Annotated in this window: 18 protein-coding genes; 8 read left to right on the top strand and 10 right to left on the bottom strand. The window is 58.8% G+C overall.

The annotated features are described in order from the left end of the window. Positions 1-2 precede the first annotated feature (2 nt). The 4 genes from ABYM29_RS07580 to ABYM29_RS07565 all read right to left on the bottom strand — a co-directional run bounded on the left by ABYM29_RS07580 (position 3) and on the right by ABYM29_RS07565 (position 1,530). The gene (locus tag ABYM29_RS07580) at positions 3-335 is read right to left on the bottom strand and encodes a DUF3301 domain-containing protein (RefSeq protein WP_372864119.1); all 333 of its coding nucleotides are present in this window, start codon (positions 333-335) and stop codon (positions 3-5) included. Continuing rightward, positions 335-634: a hypothetical protein gene (locus ABYM29_RS07575; protein WP_372864117.1), complete on the bottom strand. Its 300-nt coding sequence runs from the start codon at positions 632-634 to the stop codon at positions 335-337. The genes ABYM29_RS07580 and ABYM29_RS07575 overlap by 1 nt, the downstream gene beginning before the upstream one ends. Then, positions 635-1,012, bottom strand: coding sequence for a PH domain-containing protein (locus ABYM29_RS07570; protein WP_372864115.1), 378 nt, complete (start codon positions 1,010-1,012; stop codon positions 635-637). A 65-nt stretch (positions 1,013-1,077) separates the two neighbouring features. Further along, positions 1,078-1,530 carry an acyl-CoA thioesterase gene (locus ABYM29_RS07565; RefSeq protein ID WP_372864113.1) on the bottom strand — a complete coding sequence of 151 codons (453 nt, stop codon included), beginning with the start codon at positions 1,528-1,530 and terminating at the stop codon, positions 1,078-1,080. Between the two features lie 313 nt (positions 1,531-1,843). Here ABYM29_RS07565 and ABYM29_RS07560 point away from each other — a divergent pair, with 313 nt between their 5' ends. The 4 genes from ABYM29_RS07560 to ABYM29_RS07545 all read left to right on the top strand — a co-directional run bounded on the left by ABYM29_RS07560 (position 1,844) and on the right by ABYM29_RS07545 (position 5,276). Beyond that, the gene (locus tag ABYM29_RS07560) at positions 1,844-3,190 is read left to right on the top strand and encodes a hypothetical protein (RefSeq protein ID WP_372864111.1); all 1,347 of its coding nucleotides are present in this window, start codon (positions 1,844-1,846) and stop codon (positions 3,188-3,190) included. Positions 3,191-3,397: 207 nt separating this feature from the next. Beyond that, positions 3,398-4,348, top strand: a complete 951-nt coding sequence (locus tag ABYM29_RS07555; RefSeq protein WP_372864109.1) for a peptidoglycan DD-metalloendopeptidase family protein — start codon at positions 3,398-3,400, stop codon at positions 4,346-4,348. Beyond that, entirely contained in the window at positions 4,252-4,674 is a 423-nt protein-coding gene (locus tag ABYM29_RS07550; RefSeq protein WP_372864107.1) for a polymer-forming cytoskeletal protein, read from the top strand. The genes ABYM29_RS07555 and ABYM29_RS07550 overlap by 97 nt, the downstream gene beginning before the upstream one ends. Before the next feature lie 41 nt (positions 4,675-4,715). After that, on the top strand, positions 4,716-5,276 hold the full coding sequence (locus tag ABYM29_RS07545) for a PhnA domain-containing protein (RefSeq protein ID WP_372864105.1): 561 nt from the start codon (positions 4,716-4,718) through the stop codon (positions 5,274-5,276). A gap of 36 nt (positions 5,277-5,312) precedes the next feature. On the opposite strand, the gene ABYM29_RS07540 is transcribed toward ABYM29_RS07545, so the two are convergent. Continuing rightward, positions 5,313-6,311 (bottom strand): DUF4382 domain-containing protein, encoded by a 999-nt coding sequence (locus tag ABYM29_RS07540; protein WP_372864103.1) that lies wholly within the window; start codon positions 6,309-6,311, stop codon positions 5,313-5,315. A 433-nt stretch (positions 6,312-6,744) separates the two neighbouring features. On the opposite strand from ABYM29_RS07540, the gene ABYM29_RS07535 reads away from it, so the two are divergent. The 4 genes from ABYM29_RS07535 (at position 6,745) to ABYM29_RS07520 (ending at position 12,519) form a co-directional block, all read left to right on the top strand. After that, the gene (locus ABYM29_RS07535) at positions 6,745-8,523 is read left to right on the top strand and encodes an FAD-dependent oxidoreductase (RefSeq protein WP_372864101.1); all 1,779 of its coding nucleotides are present in this window, start codon (positions 6,745-6,747) and stop codon (positions 8,521-8,523) included. 4 nt (positions 8,524-8,527) lie between these two features. Beyond that, on the top strand, positions 8,528-10,372 hold the full coding sequence (locus ABYM29_RS07530) for a 2-oxoacid:acceptor oxidoreductase subunit alpha (protein ID WP_372864100.1): 1,845 nt from the start codon (positions 8,528-8,530) through the stop codon (positions 10,370-10,372). Then, entirely contained in the window at positions 10,372-11,424 is a 1,053-nt protein-coding gene (locus ABYM29_RS07525) for a 2-oxoacid:ferredoxin oxidoreductase subunit beta (protein ID WP_372864098.1), read from the top strand. Before ABYM29_RS07530 ends, ABYM29_RS07525 begins: the two co-directional genes overlap by 1 nt. 492 nt (positions 11,425-11,916) lie before the next feature. After that, the gene (locus ABYM29_RS07520) at positions 11,917-12,519 is read left to right on the top strand and encodes a TetR family transcriptional regulator (RefSeq protein ID WP_372864096.1); all 603 of its coding nucleotides are present in this window, start codon (positions 11,917-11,919) and stop codon (positions 12,517-12,519) included. Between the two features lie 42 nt (positions 12,520-12,561). Here ABYM29_RS07520 and ABYM29_RS07515 read toward each other — a convergent pair whose 3' ends face one another. From ABYM29_RS07515 to ABYM29_RS07495, 5 genes are all read right to left on the bottom strand, one after another. Further along, entirely contained in the window at positions 12,562-14,058 is a 1,497-nt protein-coding gene (locus ABYM29_RS07515) for a CoA-acylating methylmalonate-semialdehyde dehydrogenase (RefSeq protein WP_372864094.1), read from the bottom strand. A 114-nt stretch (positions 14,059-14,172) separates the two neighbouring features. Next, positions 14,173-14,670: an aminoacyl-tRNA deacylase gene (locus tag ABYM29_RS07510; protein ID WP_372864092.1), complete on the bottom strand. Its 498-nt coding sequence runs from the start codon at positions 14,668-14,670 to the stop codon at positions 14,173-14,175. A gap of 125 nt (positions 14,671-14,795) precedes the next feature. Continuing rightward, positions 14,796-15,668, bottom strand: a complete 873-nt coding sequence (locus tag ABYM29_RS07505) for an alpha/beta fold hydrolase (protein ID WP_372864090.1) — start codon at positions 15,666-15,668, stop codon at positions 14,796-14,798. Positions 15,669-15,768: 100 nt separating this feature from the next. Next, on the bottom strand, positions 15,769-16,647 hold the full coding sequence (locus tag ABYM29_RS07500; RefSeq protein WP_372864088.1) for an SDR family NAD(P)-dependent oxidoreductase: 879 nt from the start codon (positions 16,645-16,647) through the stop codon (positions 15,769-15,771). A gap of 39 nt (positions 16,648-16,686) precedes the next feature. Further along, a partial coding sequence (locus tag ABYM29_RS07495) for a TonB-dependent receptor domain-containing protein (RefSeq protein ID WP_372864086.1) occupies positions 16,687-18,287 on the bottom strand: 1,601 nt, incomplete at its 5' end.

Here is an 18,287-nt window from a genome sequence, read left to right as displayed (position 1 = left end):
GCTTAGTGGATTCTCTCGTCGGGCAGGCGGTGGGCCTGTAGCTGGATGGATTCAATGTGCTCGCCCAAGGTAATGACCCGACCCTGATAGCGTTCGTCGCCCTGGGCGCTGAACTCAAAGTGATAGCGTCGCCACAGGCAGAACTGGCCGCGGCGATTGCGTTTGAACCACAGCGCGCGCAGGGCAATATTTTCGTCGAGCAGTTGCAGATCCTGGCTGGCCAGGTGGCGCTGCACCGCCACAATGCAGCGTTCGCGCAAACCCTGGGCGCGCCAGATGTGGTAGATCAGTAAAAACAGCGCTAGGAGCAGGGCAAGGTCGGTGAGTGCTACCACTAAAAGATCCAGGCAATCATCAGCCAGAACACCAGGAAGAAACTAAAGAAACCACCGAGAATATATTGCAGTTCACCCAATAGACCGTCGCCGGCGGCAAAGGCGAAGACCACCAGGGTGATAACCGTGACAAAAAAGGCAATCACCGCGGCGTCGCGTAAACCGAGGCCGGGGCTGAAGTGCTGCTCAATAAAGCTGCTGAGCAGCGGCATCATCATGGCAGATGCCAAAACTAGCAGCGCGAGCAGCGCCGCACAAAGGCCGAATACTTTCAGCGCTTGCTGTCGGCCCGCTGGCATTTAGCTCTCCGCCTGGCTGGCTTTGACTAGCTCGCGGAAGACTTCGGGGCGGGGCATGCCACTGGCCTGTACTTCGGGGTTGTCGCCGGCGGTAAAAATGCTCAGGGTGCCAACACCGAACATGCGGTTTAACAGCGACTGGCTGATTTTGACGGTGCGGATGCTGGAGGTGCTCAGTTCAGTGCGATCCTTGCTGAGCAGGCCGCGCTCTAGCACGATCTCGTTGCCGTTAATTTCCAGTCGGGTGGCTTTGCACTGCAGGTACCAGTACAGCAGGATGAGTATGCCGATGCCGACCGGCACCAGTAGCAGTGCGAGAATAAAGCCCAGGGGCTTGTTGCGGAACATTGCCGGGTGTTCGGCATATTGTTGGCTCACTGCGAGGCTCTCTCTGTTGCTGAAGGTTTTCTGCATTTTACACACTATTGGCGATCTGGCCACGGCTATTGCGGGGCGATGACAGCTCTGCCGTAGCGCTCATTAAACACCGCCGGCATGCGCCGCGGTTTGCCATTGCTCAGGCGAATACATACCAGCTGCCAGTGGCCGCGCAGCAGGGTGGCGCCATCGTCGCTGCGGCGCAGCTGAAAGCGGCGCTCCATCGTCAGGCGTTGATCGCTGGCGGTCAACCAGGTCGCCATTTCACAGCGTTGGCCCTTAAACGCGGCGGCGATGTAGTCGTAGTTGGCGCGGCGGATCACCATCGCGGCGTCGAGGCGGTGGTAATCGTCCAAGGTTAAGCCCAGGGCCAGGGAGTGCTGCCAGCCGACATCTTGGCACCAGTTGACGTAGACGCCGTTGTTGACGTGGCCGAGGCCGTCGATATCTGCGTCGCTGACTTGCAGGGACTGGCAATAGGCATCGTCGAAGTCCCAGTTATGGTTTGCTGAGGTCATATCACCTTCCTGTGAATAAGCGTCCATTATCGACAATGGCGGAGCGATGGGAAGGGGGGGAGGTGTTGCGTCGGTGGGAGGCCGGCGGCTAAGTAATATTGTTTTTGTGATGTGCATCACGCTTTATTGGCTTTCAAGGCCCGCGTACTTCGGTTTTCCCTTACTTCAACTACTTCTCGCCGCTGCTTCAATGTCCGCCACATGTCTACATGGAAGGCACCCACCGGCGCAGGCATGCGGTGTTTAGCACCCCGGTTATTCCCCTAATCGCAGTTTGCAGCCAACCCTCGATAATGTTTACGGAGTAAGATGCATGTTCAAAAAGAATAAATTTAATCGCGCAGCGATATTGGGTTTTAGCGCCGCGCTGGCGTTGACCGCTTGTGGCGGTGGTGGCGGAAGCTCCAGTGCCTCTGCCAAGAATGAGCAGGCCACTTACCAGGGGGTCGAAGGGCCGCTGGATGCGGTGCAGCAGCCATTATCTGAACAGGTACTGGGCCAGCTGGCGTCCGCGGCAGCCGGTACCCCGCTGGAAGGCGCGGTGCAGTGTGTTGACCAAGTGGTGGTGCAAGACACGGTAGATATTCTCGATAGTATTTTGGCGTCGGTGAACCCCGAGTCGATTAACGATCCCCAGCAGGCGCTGAGTGACGCGGCAACCCATGTGCAATTGGCCGTCAACGAGTTGCTGGCGGACCTGCCAAACTTGTTAACTTCTTTAGCCGGGGAGGGTGACTGCACGGGGCCGAGTGGTGGGCCTATGGGTAGCAATCCCCTGGCAGGCACGCCGCTGGCTGCGCTGGGCGACGCCTTGGCACCGCTGCTGACCGCGGCCGGTGGCAGCGGCTTTGGCAACGGTGAGAACCTTGACTTGACCGCTTTGAAATCGTTGACAGAGCAACTCACTTCGGCCTTTGATGAGGGCTTGAGCAATCTGCCGGCGGAAGTGAGCGAGGCGCCGGTGCTGGGCGGGCTACTGACGACGCTGCAAGCGACCTTTAGTGATCTGGACAGCGCCATTGCGGCGGTCGACAGTGGCGACGGTGCGGCCACCGCAGCCGCTGTGGCGACCACCTTGGATAATTTGCTCGGCAACTTGCTGATTGAGGTGGTGCCGGTGGCCCTGCTCGAAGAGCAAACGGGCCAGCAGGGGCTGTTCAGTAGCCAGATTGAGGCCGGTATCGCCCAAGTCACGACGCAACTGAATAACGGCTTGGGTACGGTGTTGGACCCCGCCTTTGGCGCGCTGTTTGGCGGCGCTCTGGACCCGCTGTTCGGTGGCCTCAATACGCTGCTGACTCCGCTGGGCGAGGCAATTAGTGGTGGCTTGGCCTCTGGCGGTTCCGGTGCGGGTCCGACGGGGACACCATTGGACGCCCTGCTGAGCCCGCTAGAGGGTGTGACTGCGGCGCTGCAAGCTGGCGGCAGTGGTGAGGGGCTGACGGGCACGCCGCTGGACCTTCTGCTTGACCCCGTGGCTTCGGCACTGGGTGGCGGCGCTGCCTGTCCTCTGGATGCCACGCCACTGGCAGCGGTGTGCAGCATTGTTGGCGAGCTGCAGTCGGCCTTGTTGGCGGATCCGAACGCCGACCCGCTGGCGCTGCTGACCGGCCTGCTGAACCAGTTGCTCGGCGGCCTGCTCGGTGGGCTGCTCGGTTAGCGATACGGGATCAGTGTTTAAGAGGGCGGCCTTAGGGTCGCCCTTTTTTATGCCGCTGTGACACGCAGAGGATGGTTGGTGACCCCCGCCGCGGCTTGTCTCCGCCACTGGCGCTTGTGTAGTATGGCGTGTTTTGCGCAACTTAGGCGCTGCGGCCCGGTGTTACCGCCGGGGGCGCGAAGACTACCCGAGTGCGATGGACTCACTATGCGTGATCATTACAGAATAACTATTACCAGTTTTGAAGGCGCGCGCCACTACACCTTAACCCAGCTGGCGCGGCGCTTTATTGCCGGCCTTGGTGCCCTGTTGGGGCTGATGTTCCTGGGCGGTTTTCTATCCATTTATTTACTGAGTAGCAAGCTGGATTCGCTGAATGGCGAGTTGCTGGTATTGCAAAGCCAGCAGCGGGGCATCAAGGCTGAGAACACGGCGCTGCTTGCCGAGCAGCAGCGTTTGCAGGCCTCGGTTGAAGAGAAAGTGGCGGCGCTGTCGATGATGGGCGATGAGCTGGACAGTATTGAGAACCTGATTGGTTTGAAGCCCGCGCCGGGCGAGGCCCTGATTGAGCGTTTGGACACCGCGAGTCAGACGGTGCAGGAAAAACGCTATATGTTGACCGCTATTCCCAGCGGTTATCCCCTTGAAGATGCTAAGGTCACCAGCTTTTACGGTGTGCGTAAACACCCGGTGCTGGGCAAGATGAAACTGCATGGTGGCGCGGACCTGCGCGCCAAGGTTGGTACGCCGGTTTTTGCGACCGCCGATGGGGTTGTGGAGTGGGCCGGGATGCATGACAGCGGTTTGGGGCGGATGATTAAGCTAAACCACAACTTTGGTTTTTCGACCCTGTTTGGTCATTTAAACAAAACCGCGGTGGCGGTTGGTGACTTTGTGCGCCAGGGGCAGCTAATCGGCTATAGCGGCAACACCGGCTTGTCCAGTGCACCGCATCTTCACTACGAAGTCCGGCATTTACATCGCCGCTTGGCACCGCGACCGTTTATGGAATGGTCGCTGGAAAATTACGAAACGCTTTTCACCCGCGAGGAGAGAATAAAATGGGATTCACTGGCAAAAACCCTAAGAAAGCAGATGGCGCTCCCCGAACGACGATTATCGCAGCGGGCACCAGCCTTGTCGGCGACATCGAGCTAAAAGATAACTTTCACCTCGACGGTAAGATGGAGGGATGTTTGAACTCGCAGGGCGATGTGGCCATTGGGCGCAGCGGTCGTTTTAAAGGCGAGGTCAATGCCAAGCGGGTTTTGGTCAGCGGGGTTTTGGACGGCAAGGTCGATGCTGATCGCATCGAGATTGTCGCCTCGGGGCAGGTGACCGGCGAAATCAATGTGCGTGAGCTGGTGATTGAGTCGGGTGGTCAGTTTATCGGCGCCAGCCATGTTAAAAAGCACGATACTCCGGTGCTGACGCCGGTCGCGGCTGGCGGTGAGGCTAGCGGTCAGGACAGCGCCGTTGGCTGAGAGCAGTATGGTTTATACTGCGGCGCTTTTGGACGGGGGCAATGATGATTGATCAGGCGTTAATGGCACGCTGCCAGGGGCAGTGTGAGTTGTGCGGTAGTTGCGAAGCGCTACAGAGCTACGCGGTTAATGGCCCCGATGAGTCCGCCGAAGTCGTGGTATGCGGTGGCTGTGCTGAGCAGATTGACGGTGGCGAAGCGCTTCAGGCGGCGCGCTGGCACTGCTTAAATCAGAGTGTGTGGAGTGCAGAGCCGGCAGTGCAGGTATTGTCTTACCGTGTGCTGAAGCGACTCAGTGCCGAGCCCTGGGCCCAGGACCTGCTGGATATGGTATTTCTCGATGAGGCCACACAGCGCTGGGCCGATGCTGGTGTCGCCGACAGCGAGCAAGCGGTGACATTGGACGCCAATGGCGCGGTGCTTCAGGCGGGCGACAGTGTCACGCTGATCAAAGATTTGAATGTGAAAGGCACCAGTTTTACCGCTAAGCGCGGCACGGCAGTGCGCAATATCTCCTTGAGTGACAACCCCGAGCACATCGAGGGCCGGGTGAATGGTACGCGCATAGTGATCATCAGCAAGTTTGTTAAAAAGTCATCTTAAGCCCAGCGCCCCTCCTCAGAGGGGCGTATTAGGGGCTTAGGGGCTCGTCACCAATGCCGGTTCCTGAGTAAAGTTTACTGTACTGGTTTCCCCAGCGTTTACGGTCACCGCAAGCACTTCGGTAAAGTCGATGTCGTCATCGCTTTCCGGGTTATCCTGCGTTGCCTCACAGGTATAGGCAACGCTGTATGCTTGTTCGCTGGCTTCGACAAAACCCAGGGTGAAGCCGAAACTGCCGTCGCTGTTCTGGGCAACGTCGGCACTGGCAATGGGCCGCGCGCCGGTGGCGTCGTCGCTGTCAAAGTAATCTTCTGCTGCACTGCTGTCGCCCGACAGGTCACCTTCGTAGAGGTACACCGCGCCATTGCCTTCTTGGCTAACGCAGCTGGGATGGTTTAGCACATTGCTGGCTACAGAGCCGCTGATGGTGCCAACCTCAAGGTTGTTGAGTAGCCGCATCGCTGGGCGCAGCAGGTAGTAGTCTTGATTGGCGGGCTTGGTTAAGCCTTTGCGCAAAACAAAGTCGATGGTGAAGTCGCTGTTACCACCCGCGGCAACGGTGAATCCGCTATTTAGCTGCAGGAATCGCGCTTGACCGTTGCTGTTGCCATTTTGCTGGCCGGGAATAAACAGGTCGGTTTCGTTGCCCAGTTCTGGGGTCACCGTGGAATGTGGGAAGCCTCCCTCTACGTATAGCCTGATCCAGTTGTAATCGCCGGCCGGCACCCTGGTGTCGTCGAGAATGGGGGCCGAGGCATTGCCGGTCAATTCCAGCAGATTGTCGATGGTTACCGGTTCGTCAAACTGAATGTCGACAATGTCTGCGCCTTCTTTTGCCGGTTTTAGGTCAATGCGGCTAAAAGTCACTTTTACTGCCGAGACATTATCCACCGGGGCATCGGTGACTGAAAAACTGGCTGTGCCGTCGCTCTTTGAGCTAGAGCCGGAGCCATTGCAGGCGCTGAGTAGCGCGGCACTGGCGATGGTGAGTACGAGCGGGGTAACGCCGAATGGGCTGAGCTTGCGCTGTGTCATTATGCCTCTCCTAATGCTGTTGTGGTGTAGAGGCGTCCTTCCTCATTGAAATGGCGATATCTTAGCTTAGTCGCTTTTTCTGCAAGAGAGTTCACTCTGCTGCTGTTCGCGCTTGCTGGTGCATTGCCGCTACCCGCTTGTCTTGGTGGTTAAACTTGTGTTTTAGCGGCTTTGCGCCACGCTGAAGTGGCTTTTGGGAGCAATGCGACCGGGGCGCTGCCGCTATGCCTGAGGTGGCGCTTTTTGCCGTGCCCGGTGTGTCGCGGTGTTCGCGTTGGGGTGCGGCCGGCTGCCGAGCAGTTTGTTGCCCGAAGTTCGCAGATATAGCGATATTTTTCTAATGAATTTTGCTTGGGGCTGTGCTGTAATCGCCAGTGACAAGTACGTGTTAGCTCACCAAGCCCTAATAAATAACAACGCAGCAGGGGGAGCATTGAAACCGACCGACGTCAACGACCCGGAGTACTATCACAAGGTAGTGGATTGCCAGTACGCCTGCCCAGCGCATACTCCGGTGCCTGAATATATCCGTTTGATTGCCGCCCGGCGCTATACCGATGCCTATATGCTCAATTGGGAATCCAATGTGTTTCCCGGCGTGCTCGGTCGCACCTGTGACCGCCCCTGCGAGCCGGCCTGTCGCCGGTCTCGCATTGAGCAGCAGCCGGTGGCGATTTGCCGGCTGAAGCGGGTGGCCGCCGACCACAAAGGCGATATCAGTGAGCGCTTGCCGCCGCTCCCCAACAAGAAAAATGGCAAGCGCATTGCCTTGGTCGGCGCTGGTCCGGCCTCGTTGACGGTAGCCAGGGATTTACTGCCGCTGGGCTACAGTATTGACCTGTTTGACGAGCAGGCCGCGGGCGGCGGTTTTATGCGCAGTCAGATTCCCGCCTTCCGCCTGCCCGAAGAAGTGCTGAATGAAGAGGTCGATATCATTCTCGATATGGGCGTGGTGACCCACTTTAAACACTATGTAAGCAGTCTGAAAACGTTGCTCGACGACGATTACGACGCGGTGTTTGTCGGCAGCGGTGCGCCGCTGGGCCGCGACCTGGATATCTCCGGTCGCGCTGAGGCGGCTGCCAACGTGCATATTGGCATTAACTGGCTGGCCAGCGTCGCCTTTGGGCATGTGGAGAGCATCGGCAGCCGGGTGCTGGTATTGGGCGGCGGCAATACCGCAATGGATTGCTGTCGCACCGCGCGGCGTCTCGGCGGGGACGATGTGCGGGTGGTGGTACGCAGCCCCTTTGAAGAGATGAAGGCTTCGCCCTGGGAAAAAGAAGACGCGCAACGCGAGCATATCCCGATTTATGACAACCACGTGCCCAGGGCCTTCCTTGTTGAAAAGGGCAGGCTGGTGGGGATGCGCTTTGACAAGGTGAAAGCCGTTTACGAGGACGGTAAACGCGAGTTGATATCGACGGGAGAGCCGCCGGTCGATATGGCCTGTGACGATGTGCTGGTGGCCATCGGGCAGTTGAACGCCTTTCCGTGGATAGAGCGCGATAGCGGCGTTGAGTTTGACCACTGGCAGTTGCCGGTCGTGGACGCACAGACGTTTCAGTCTAGCCACCCTAAAGTGTTTTTTGGCGGCGATGCTGCCTTTGGCCCGGAGAATGTCATCACTGCGGTCGCCCATGGCCACCAGGCGGCGATTTCCATTGATCTGTTTTGTCGCGGCGAAGACCTGAGTCACAGGCCGCCGCCGGGAAGCAATTTGGTCAGTCAGAAAATGGGCATTCACGAGTGGAGCTACGACAGCCGCGTTGAAGACGACGCTCGCTACCCGGTGCCCCAGGCTGAACTGGCTGAGACGCTGGGTGATCGGCGCCTGGAGGTGGAGTTGGGCTTTGATGCCGCCACGGCGTTTCACGAGGCTCAGCGCTGTTTGAATTGCGATGTGCAAACGGTGTTTACGGAAAATTTATGTATTGAGTGTGATGCCTGCATTGATATCTGTCCCACTGATTGCCTGAGTTTTGTTGTCAATGACGTCGAGGAGTCGGAGCTGCGACAGCGTTTGCGGTTGTCGGCGAATAATACCGAGCAGGATCTCTATGTGTCGCAGGAGCTGCGTACCGGCAGGGCGATGATTAAAGACGAAAATGTCTGCTTGCACTGCGGCCTGTGCGCCGAGCGCTGTCCGACCGCAGCTTGGGATATGCAGCAGTTTTTTTACCACGTGACCAAGGCCGGCCAGGGAGTCTGAGAGGATGCGTATAGAAGCGGTCAATGACTTCGTGATCAAGTTTGCCAATGTGAACGGTACTGGCTCGGCCAGTGCGAATAACCTGTTTGCCAAGGCCTTGTTTCGCATGGGGTTGCCGGTCAGCCCCAAAAATATTTTCCCCTCGAATATTCAGGGACTGCCGACTTGGTTTGAGGTGCGGGTGAACGAGCAGGGCTATCTGGGGCGTCGGGGCGGCGTCGACATGATGGTGTGTATGAATCCGCAGAGTATGGCGCGGGATATTCAGGAGTTGGAGCCCGGCGGCTATTTTTTATATGACGCCAGTAAGCCATTGGATTTGCGTTTGCTGCGCAGTGATGTTCAGTTTATCGGCATACCGCTGCGCGACCTCTGCCGTCGTGAATTCAGCGATGCCCGGCAGCAGCAGTTATTTCGCAATGTGATTTATGTGGGCGCCTTGGCGGCGCTGCTGGATATTGAGTTTGAAGTGCTCACCGCGCTGGTGGCGGACCAGTTTCGCGGCAAGGAGAAATTGATTACGCCCAATGTGCGCGCCTTGGAGTTGGGTTACCACTACGCCAGTGAACATGTGGATTGCCCCTTGGGCATTCGCGTGGCGCGTCGCGATGCGGTTGGCGATAAGATTCTGATCGATGGCAATACTGCCGCAGCGCTGGGTGCGATCTACGGCGGTGCGAGCGTCGCCGCATGGTATCCCATTACGCCATCGACCTCGGTGGTGGACGCCTTTGACAAATACTGCCGGCGTTTGCGTATTGATCCCGCCAGTGGCAATAAGAACTACGCCATTGTCCAGGCGGAAGACGAGCTGGCCGCCATTGGCATGGTGATTGGCGCGAGTTGGAATGGCGCGCGCGCGTTTACCGCGACCAGCGGTCCCGGCATTTCGCTGATGAGTGAATTTTTGGGGCTGGCCTATTTTGCGGAGATTCCCTGCGTGCTGATTAATGTGCAGCGTGCTGGCCCCTCCACCGGGATGCCCACTCGCACTCAGCAGTCGGATGTGATGGCCTGCGCTTACGCTTCTCACGGGGACACCAAGCATGTGCTGTTGTTTCCAGCCTCGCCCGCCGAGTGCTTTGAGCTCAGTGCCGAGGCTTTTGATTTGGCTGAGGAATTGCAAACGCCGGTGATTGTGATGAGCGATCTCGATCTGGGGATGAACGATGGCCTGTCGCCCCCCTTGCAGTGGGACGACCGGCGGAAATATCGCCGCGGTAAGGTTTACAGTGGCGAGCAGCTGGAGGCGATGAGTGAGCGCTTTGGCCGTTATTTAGACAGCGACGGCGATGGCATTCCCTACCGGACATACCCAGGTGCCCACCCTACTAAGGGGGCATTTTTTACCCGCGGCAGCTCGCGAGACGAATACGCGGTGTACAGTGAGGACAGTGCTGACTACGAGCGCAATATGCAGCGCCTGCTGAAGAAATGGCAAACCGCCAGGCAGCGGGTGCCGGCGGCCGAACGCCGCGATGCCCTCAGTAGCAGCCGCGTTGGGGTGATTTACTACGGCACTAGCGACGAAGCTACTCGCGAGGCACTGGCCAGTTTGGCGGCGGCAGGTGTTGCCATAAACGCGCTGCGCCTGCGCGCTTTTCCCTTTGATGACGGTGTTGAGGCGTTTATTGAGGCGCACGACCAGTTATTTATTGTCGAGCAAAATCGCGATGCGCAGATGCGCAGCCTGTTGGTGAACGAATGTCTGATATCGCCGCGGCGCTTGTTGCCGATATTGAATTACGGCGGCATGCCGATTACCGCCAGGCAGATTGAGCGGGAAATTCGGCAGCATCTGGATGACGACAAGGTGCAAGTCTTGCACACGGCCAAGGAGAATGCCTGATGAGCTATGTGCGACCGAGTTTTCGTCACCCCGAGCTGCCGCTTAATGAATTGGGGTATAGCCGTCGCGATTACGAGGGGCCGCTGTCGACGCTGTGCGCCGGTTGTGGCCACGATTCGATAAGCGCGGCCATTGTGCAGGCCTGTTTTGAGCTGTCGATAGCGCCTCATCAAGTGGCCAAATTGTCGGGTATTGGCTGCAGCTCGAAAACGCCGAGTTATTTTCTGGGCAATTCCCATGGCTTTAACTCGGTACATGGGCGTATGCCATCGGTGGCTACCGGCGCCAACCTGGCCAATCGCGAGCTTATTTATATCGGCGTGTCCGGTGACGGCGACAGTGCCTCGATTGGCATGGGGCAGTTTACCCATGCGGTGCGACGCAACGTCAATATGATGTATGTGGTAGAGAATAACGGCTGCTACGGGCTCACCAAGGGGCAGGATTCGGCTACCGCCGATGTCGGCTCGGCGAGTAAGAAAGGCGAGCCCAATCCCTTTGCGGCCATCGACTTGGCAAGTATAGCCCTGCAGTTGGGGGCCAGCTTTGTGGCGCGAAGCTTCTCTGGCGATCGTCAGCAGTTGGTGCCGTTGATCAAGGCGGCGATCAGCCACCGCGGTTTTGCGTTTATTGATGTCATTTCGCCCTGCGTGACCTTCAATAACAACCCGGCGTCGACCAAGGGCTATGAATATGTGCGCGATCACTTGGCGGCCACGGGAACGGTGGACTACGTGCCCTTTAAACAGGAGATCAGTGCCGATTACGACGAGGGGGAATGCAAGTCGGTGACCCTGCACGATGGTTCTGTCGTGCAGCTGCGCAAGGCCGACCCAGAGCTGGATTTAAGCAGTCGCCGCTCGGCATTGCGGTTGATTAAAGACTACCGTGCCAACGAGCAGGTGCTGACCGGCCTGCTCTATATGGATGAAGATTCTCAGGACCTGCATGAGATTATCGGCAGCAGCAAAACACCGCTGCGGGAATTGGGCGAGGCTGAGCTGTGTCCCGGTCAGAATGTGCTCGATAAGCTGAACGACAGTCTGCGCTGAATCTGCGGCGGCTATTTCTCCGCTGTTTGGGCGCGATGCCCCGCCGCTACGCTACTGATTGTGCGGCCCCAGAGGAACGGCGTGTATCGCTTGTGGGCTGGATAAAGTCCCTGCCTTTATACGGCGTGACAGGCTTGTTATGTCAGTCATTGCCGCCCACCTTTCCTAACGTCAAGCGTATCTGCCGCGAATCCCTGTGCGATGTCCTTTCGGCCCAATGGCGGGCCGGGTTTGGGGGCGTGTTCGCTAGTGCAGTTGCGGCGCAAGTGGCGGTCATTGCTGGGGGGAAGATTTTGGTTTAATGGCAAAAGCATCGTCAGAGTTCAAGGCTTGCGCGGCGTAGAATTGCGCGATATCAAATTGCCGGTCGGTTTTTCTATGAAAAAATGCATTTTGATAACTTCATCACAAGCTTGTCCTATTATAAGTGTTCGGCAATCGCTGGGTGCGAACAGGCGGTGTCAAAAACACGGAGCTATGCATGAGGGAGTCATGACTGAGGGTAAGCCGAAACAAACGCGTAAGGGCAATCGCGAAAGATTGATGATGGCGGCTCTTGGCCTTATGGAGCAAGATCAAAGTGGCCTTTCCGGCATCAGCCTGCGACAGATCACCAAGGCCTGTGGGCTTAGTCCGCCGGCATTTTACAGCCATTTCGCCTCTGTCGAGGAGTTGGGTTTGGCGCTGGTCGAGGACGTTGGCGAGAGCCTGCGAGAGGTGTTGAAGGCGGTGCGCGATGCCGAAACGAAGGAGGCCGTTATTGCCCAGTCGGTCGCGGCAGCTTTCAGTTATATTCGCGCTAATGAGGCGCTGTTTGTGTTGATTACCCGTGAGCGGGCGGGTAACTCGGCGCGGCTGCGCGCGGCCATTCGCTGCGAAGTGCGCAGAACGGTCGAGGAGGTCGCCAACAATTTCTATCAACTCAGTTTGTTCAGCCGTTTTAACCTGGAGGAAATGCATGCGGTCGTGGCGGCGATCGTGGCGCTGGGCTTGAACTTAATCCCCGATCTTCTCGATTTGTCGCGCCAGTCAAAAGAGCTGGGTGACGCCCTGCTGGCAGAATACGAGTATCAGATTAGGTTGATGCTCTTTTAGCATGGTGAATGGGCGCCGCGCGGCGGCGCTCCCCCAGTCGCGTTATTTCAAGGCGATGGTCATATTGGGTTGGGCGGAGCTGGCACTGTCTTCCGGCCAGCGCGCGGTGATGGTTTTTGTCTCGGTGTAAAAGCGTATCGCTTGTTTGCCATAGGCGTGCAGGTCACCCATAAAGGATTTTTTCCAGCCCGTGAACGAGAAAAAGGGCAGCGGTACCGGAATGGGGATATTGATTCCCACCTGGCCGACTTCGACCTCGCTCTGATAGCGCCGCGCCGCCGCGCCGGAGGCGGTAAAGATCGACGTGCCATTGCCGTAGGGATTGGCGTTGACCAGCGCCAGGGCTTCGTCGAGATTGGCGACGTGTACGGCGCAGAGTACCGGGCCAAAAATTTCCTCGCGATAGATGCGCATATCGCTGCTGACATCACTGAATACCGTTGGGCCAAGCCAGTTGCCGTCGGGGTAGCCAGCGACGCTGCAGTCGCGGCCGTCCAGTTTCAAGTTGGCACCTTCGGCGACGCCTGCGGCAATCAAATCTGTTACGCGCTGCTTGGCCGTCTGGCTGATCAGCGGGCCAAAGCCGGCGGCGGGGTCGTCCCAGTGACCTGGTTGAATCTCCGCCAATTTGGCGCAGAGCTCATCCAGCCAGTGAATACTGTCGCCGACAAACACCGCCACACTGATGGCCATGCAGCGCTGACCGGCAGCGCCCACGGCGGCGCCGAGCAGGTTGTTGATAACGGTGTTTTTGTCGGCGTCGGGCATGATGACCATATGGTTTTTGGCGCCCGCCATGCACTGCACGCGTTTGAGTTGATGGCAGCCGCGGCGATAAATGTGTTCGCCCGCTGGCACCGAACCGACAAAGGAAATGGCGCGGGTGGCGGGGTGGTCAAGCAGGGCATCGACTTGCTCTTTGCCACCGTGGACCAGCTGTAAGACGCCGGGCGGGCAGCCGGCTTCTTCGAACAGCTCGACTAGGCGCAGTGCAGTCAGCGGCACCTGTTCTGAGGGCTTGAGCACAAAGGTGTTGCCGCAGGCGATGGCCAGGGGAAACATCCACAGCGGTATCATTGCCGGGAAGTTGAACGGCGTGATGCCGACGCAGACGCCCAGCGGCTGGGTAATGCTGTAGGTGTCGACATCGCGGGCGACGTTTTCCACGGTCTCGCCCATCAGTAGAGACGGGGTATTGCAGGCCTGCTCCACTACCTCTATGCCGCGCCAGACGTCGCCCTTGGCATCCTCAAAGGTTTTGCCATTGTCTTCGGCCAGTATGCGTGCCAGCTCATCGTGGTGGTCTTTCAGCAGTTGTTGGTAGCGCAGCATCAGTCGCGCGCGCTCGGGCACCGCGACTTTTCGCCAGTGTTTAAAGGCCTCAGCGGCGCCGGCTACCGCACGTTGAATATCTGCCTCGCTGCTCAGCGGCAGTGTGGCGAGAGTAGCCTGATTGGCGGGGTTGATAACCGCCAGCTGTTGCGGCGACTGGCCAGCGACAAACTCGCCATTGATATATTGGGGAACGATCTTACTCATGCTGCACCTCGGCGTTGTCATGCGCTCAGTGTAGCAAGGGCGGCGAGCCTTGTAGAACTCCGGCGCGCCGTGTTGGCAAGCCGGAGTCGGCAGGCAAGATTAGGCGCGTTGGCGTCAGTGCAGCTGGGCGTCTTTGAGGTCGTCCTCGGGGCGGGATATCGGCCGGTGTTCTTGCCGGCCCATCAGTTCCATAAACGCCGCCCGGCTCAGGTGGACGAGGTGCTGGTGGTCACCGCCTTCGAAGTAAATATCGTCCATGTTTTCAAAGCACTCGTCCCAGATTACATGCATGCCGTAGACCTGCCCCAGTGCGGGAATTGCGCCTTGGGCACAGTCGTCAAACAGCCACTGCAGCTCCTCCTCCGAGGCTAAGCGAAAATGACCACGCATATGTTGGTCCAAGGCGCTGAGCAGCAGCCGGTGGTTGGCGGGTATCACGCACATACAGTAGCGGTCGCCGTCGTGGGTGATAATGGCTTTGGCGAGTTTTTCCGCCGGCAAGTGGGCGGCTCGGGCACTCTGGTGACTGTTGTGACTCAGCGGGTGTTTGATGAGTTCGTAGCTTACACCGACCTTTTCAAGGTGGGCCTCTACGCGGGGCGCCATAGTCATGAGAAATTCCTCCCAGTAAACAGCTGGCGCGAAAAAATGTCGCGCTGTCAACTCATTATGGGAGTGCTTCGCAGTGCTGTCTAAGACTCGATACTTGTATTAGCGTAGCGGCTTACAAAACTGCGCTATAACAGCCCCTTGCCTGCCAGCCACTCCCGGGTGGTGGTGACGACTAACTCAACATCTTCTTGCAAGGCCATATGCCCTACCGCCGGCAGTATGGCGTGTTCCACATAGGGAGAGCAGCGTCGGGCATGCCAGCGGTAGCTGTGTTCTTGGTACATAGTGGAGTGTTCGGCCCGCAGCATCAGCGTGGGCAGGGCTATGCGTCGCAGCGCCGGCCAGGGGCTGTCGACCTGGCGGAAGTTGTGGGCTTCCCAGCGGGGGTCGTAGCGCAGCGAGTACTGTCCTTGCGCCCCTTTGGCGAGCACCGCGTTGGCATAGTGCTGGAAGGCCTGTTCGCTAAAGTTTCGGTAAGCGGACTTCGGTCGGTGATAGTCGATAAATTCTGCGTGGCTGGACCACTGCCGGCGGCGGCTGCGGGTGCTTCTGACCAGTCCCATGCGGCCGGTGAGCCAGGGTGATATCAGCGGCTTGAATGCCGGTAAGTGACGACCCGGCAGGCTCGCCGCATCGTACATGACTAACGCGGAAAACAAATCGGGGCGGCGCGCGGCGGCGAGCGCGCTGACGGTGGCGCCAATGGAGTGGCCGAGGGCGATAACCGGCTGCTGGCCCGGCTGAGTTTCCAAAAAGCGAATCAGGTCGCTGGCGTGCTGCTGCCAGTTAAAGCGCAGTGACGGTGGCGGGCCGCCCCAGACGCCGCGATTTTCTAGCCCTAAGATCTGGAAGTCGCTGGAAAAATGCTCCAGAAAAAATTGATAGCTGGCGACGGGAAAGCCGTTGGCGGCAGCGAAATGCAAGCGTTTAGCGCCGCTGCCACCGCGTTGCCAAACGGCATCGCCGCGACCAAAGTCACCCTGAAATTGCTCTAGCATACCGACCTCTGTGCACGATAAAAGGGCACGGTATCACGGTGGCGGGTACGGATAATTGGCCGCTGCTGCGCGTTGGCTGGCAGCAGCGGCAAATCCCCTGCTAAGCGTGCAGGCCGTGCTCGATCGGACACTGGCCGCGGGCCAGTTTGCGGGCCCGCTCTACCAAGGTGTCTTCCATGGTTTCGCGGCCGATCATAATGACAAAGTCACCTTTGTGCAGGCCGTCCAGGGCAAAGCGCGCCAGCTCGTCCAGGTCCTGCACCGGCAGGTCGACACCGATGTCCTTCATGCCCTTCATAAAGTCGTCAAAGGTCATTTCGGCGCCTTCTGGCGCAGGTTTTTCCCGCGCCAGTTCGGCGGGGCGATTGCGCCGTGTGGTCCAAATGCCGGTGGGCAGGATACCGCCGGAGGGGTAGAAAATGCAGGCGCGCAACTTGCTTTCCTGACCGACCAGCTGGGCGTTGAGGCACTCGGTCATAATCGAAACACCGGCCTTGCTGGAGGCGTAGACCGATTGATCGGCCAGGGGTGAAATGCCGCCGTCACCCGAGCTGGTGTTCATGATGATGCCTTCCTCGCCGGACTCCAGCATGCGCGGTACAAAGGCCTGCACACCGTGGGCGATGCCGCGCAGATTGACGCCGAGCACCCACTGCCAGTCGTTGGGGGTGGTGTCCCAGACGTTGGAGTTGGGCACGCTGACGCCGGCGTTGTTGCACAGTACGTGGCAGGCGCCAAATTCGGCAAAGACGGTCTCGGCCAGCGCATTGACCGATTCCGCTTTGGACACGTCGGTGACAATGGCGCGCACGGCAGCGCCGCCTGCGGACAGTTCTGAGGCAGTTTTATCCAGCGCTTTTTGTTCTACGTCGGAGATTACCACCTTGGCGCCCTCGTCGAGAAAGGCCTTGGCCAGAGCGCGGCCGATGCCGCTGGCACCACCGGTAACGACGACCACTTTGTCTTTAAAACTTTGCATACTGTTCTCCTTATTGTTGGCTTGTGTGCTGTGTCTAAATCAAAATTGCTGGCGAAGGTCGATGCCTAACATGCGCGGCTCGCCCCAGGCTTGGTTGTAGACGCCGGAGGAGTCGGCCACCGCGACTACGCCGATGCGGTAGCGCTCGTCGGCGAGGTTTTTCGCCCAGGCCGAAACCGTGAGGTCACCGGCGGGGTTCTGCCAACTGACGCGGGCGTCCAGTAGCTGGTAAGCGGGCTGGCCAGCTTTGTTGGCGTCTTCTTTAAAGGCGGTGTAGGAGCCCGGATCAAAGCCGTAGAACACCTCGCTTTTATAGCTCAAATCCACCCGCGAGGTGATCAGGCCGAAGTCGCCCGTCCAGGTATATTGCACGCCGAGGGAGGCGGACTTGTCGGGCGATACCGGGAAGGTCTCGTCGCTGCGGTCGACATATTTTTCCTGGCCGAGAATCGCGGCCTGCAGCTCGAGCTCGCGAAATTCCAGGTAGCGGTAGTTGTTGATGCTCAAACTGGCGTTGACCTGCAGGGCCAGTGTCGGCAGCCACAGCAACTCCAGCTCGCCGCCGGTGATTTCTGACTGCCCGGCGTTGCCAAACACCACCTGAACGGTTTTTGCCGAGTCGAAGCCGACGGCGATCAACTGCTGGTCCTCGAAATCCATTTTGTACAGCGCGCCGTTGAAGCGCAGGCTGCGCTCGAAGGCGTCGATCTTGAAGCCGATTTCGTGGTTGGTGACCACCTCGGGGGAAATTCGCTGCAGGCCGTCGACACCGCGCGGTTCAAAAAAACCGGACTTAAAGCCGCGGCTCCAGGTGGCATAGAGCATAGCGCTGTTGATCCAGCCGCCGTCCAGCCAATGCTCCGGCAGGCTGTAGGACAGCGAGACCATCGGCGTGCTTTGGCTGAAGGTTTCCTCGCGGATTTCGGTGCGCGTGGAGCTGGGGTCCAGCGGATAGTCGTGCAGGGCGTCGCCATCGGCGTCGGGGAACATCGCGGCGGCAATGCTAACCGGGTCGTCGCGCCAGCCCAGCGGGCCGAGGTAGGGGAAGAAACCGCCGGCCCCCGGGCCGAACACGCCGACACTGGTGCCGCTGCCGAACAGACCGCTGCCCAGCAATCGCTGTTCAATGGCTGCCATGTCGGCATCGGTAGTGGTCAGTTCCGAGTGGCGCTGCTCCTCGGTAATGCGGTAACCCAGAGTGAGTTCCAGTTGCTCGGTGATGTCAAAAGACGCCTGGGCAAACATCGCCAGCGTGGTGTTTTCCAAATCGAAGTCATGCATCGCCAGCGGCACGCCAACAAAGCCGACCAGCGGCACGGTGCCGCCGGGCGCCGGACGGGTGGGCGATTGCCCCGCGCCTAACTGGCCAAGGGTCTGGCTGTCGATGCCGCGCAGACTATTCGAAATACCGATATTCTCGGTATTGGTTTCACGCATGGCGAATAAGCCAGTGGTGTAGCGCAGGCGCTGCTCCATGGCCGAGCCATTGAGCTGCACTTCGAGGCTGTAGGAGCGACGATTGCTGTCGTCGGTATTCATATAACTGCTCCACAGCGCCGGGCCGCCGTCGGGGTCGCTGGCCTGGATGGGGCCTTCTTTTTCACCGCGCAGGCCCAGCACGGTTTTCAGGCTGAGTTGCT

The organism is Spongiibacter sp. (genome assembly GCF_041602295.1).
GTDB lineage: Bacteria > Pseudomonadota > Gammaproteobacteria > Pseudomonadales > Spongiibacteraceae > Spongiibacter.
This window is presented reverse-complemented; position numbering and strand designations above follow the sequence as displayed.

Bases quoted from the DNA above. Each gene is read 5' to 3' on its own strand.
- ABYM29_RS07575 (WP_372864117.1), bottom strand. From the start codon at position 634: ATGCCAGCGGGCCGACAGCAAGCGCTGAAAGTATTCGGCCTTTGTGCG.
- ABYM29_RS07565 (WP_372864113.1), bottom strand. From the start codon at position 1,530: ATGACCTCAGCAAACCATAACTGGGACTTCGACGATGCCTATTGCCAG.
- ABYM29_RS07560 (WP_372864111.1), top strand. From the start codon at position 1,844: ATGTTCAAAAAGAATAAATTTAATCGCGCAGCGATATTGGGTTTTAGC.
- ABYM29_RS07555 (WP_372864109.1), top strand. From the start codon at position 3,398: ATGCGTGATCATTACAGAATAACTATTACCAGTTTTGAAGGCGCGCGC.
- ABYM29_RS07550 (WP_372864107.1), top strand. From the start codon at position 4,252: ATGGGATTCACTGGCAAAAACCCTAAGAAAGCAGATGGCGCTCCCCGA.
- ABYM29_RS07545 (WP_372864105.1), top strand. From the start codon at position 4,716: ATGATGATTGATCAGGCGTTAATGGCACGCTGCCAGGGGCAGTGTGAG.
- ABYM29_RS07540 (WP_372864103.1), bottom strand. From the start codon at position 6,311: ATGACACAGCGCAAGCTCAGCCCATTCGGCGTTACCCCGCTCGTACTC.
- ABYM29_RS07530 (WP_372864100.1), top strand. From the start codon at position 8,528: ATGCGTATAGAAGCGGTCAATGACTTCGTGATCAAGTTTGCCAATGTG.
- ABYM29_RS07525 (WP_372864098.1), top strand. From the start codon at position 10,372: ATGAGCTATGTGCGACCGAGTTTTCGTCACCCCGAGCTGCCGCTTAAT.
- ABYM29_RS07520 (WP_372864096.1), top strand. From the start codon at position 11,917: ATGACTGAGGGTAAGCCGAAACAAACGCGTAAGGGCAATCGCGAAAGA.
- ABYM29_RS07515 (WP_372864094.1), bottom strand. From the start codon at position 14,058: ATGAGTAAGATCGTTCCCCAATATATCAATGGCGAGTTTGTCGCTGGC.
- ABYM29_RS07510 (WP_372864092.1), bottom strand. From the start codon at position 14,670: ATGACTATGGCGCCCCGCGTAGAGGCCCACCTTGAAAAGGTCGGTGTA.
- ABYM29_RS07505 (WP_372864090.1), bottom strand. From the start codon at position 15,668: ATGCTAGAGCAATTTCAGGGTGACTTTGGTCGCGGCGATGCCGTTTGG.
- ABYM29_RS07500 (WP_372864088.1), bottom strand. From the start codon at position 16,647: ATGCAAAGTTTTAAAGACAAAGTGGTCGTCGTTACCGGTGGTGCCAGC.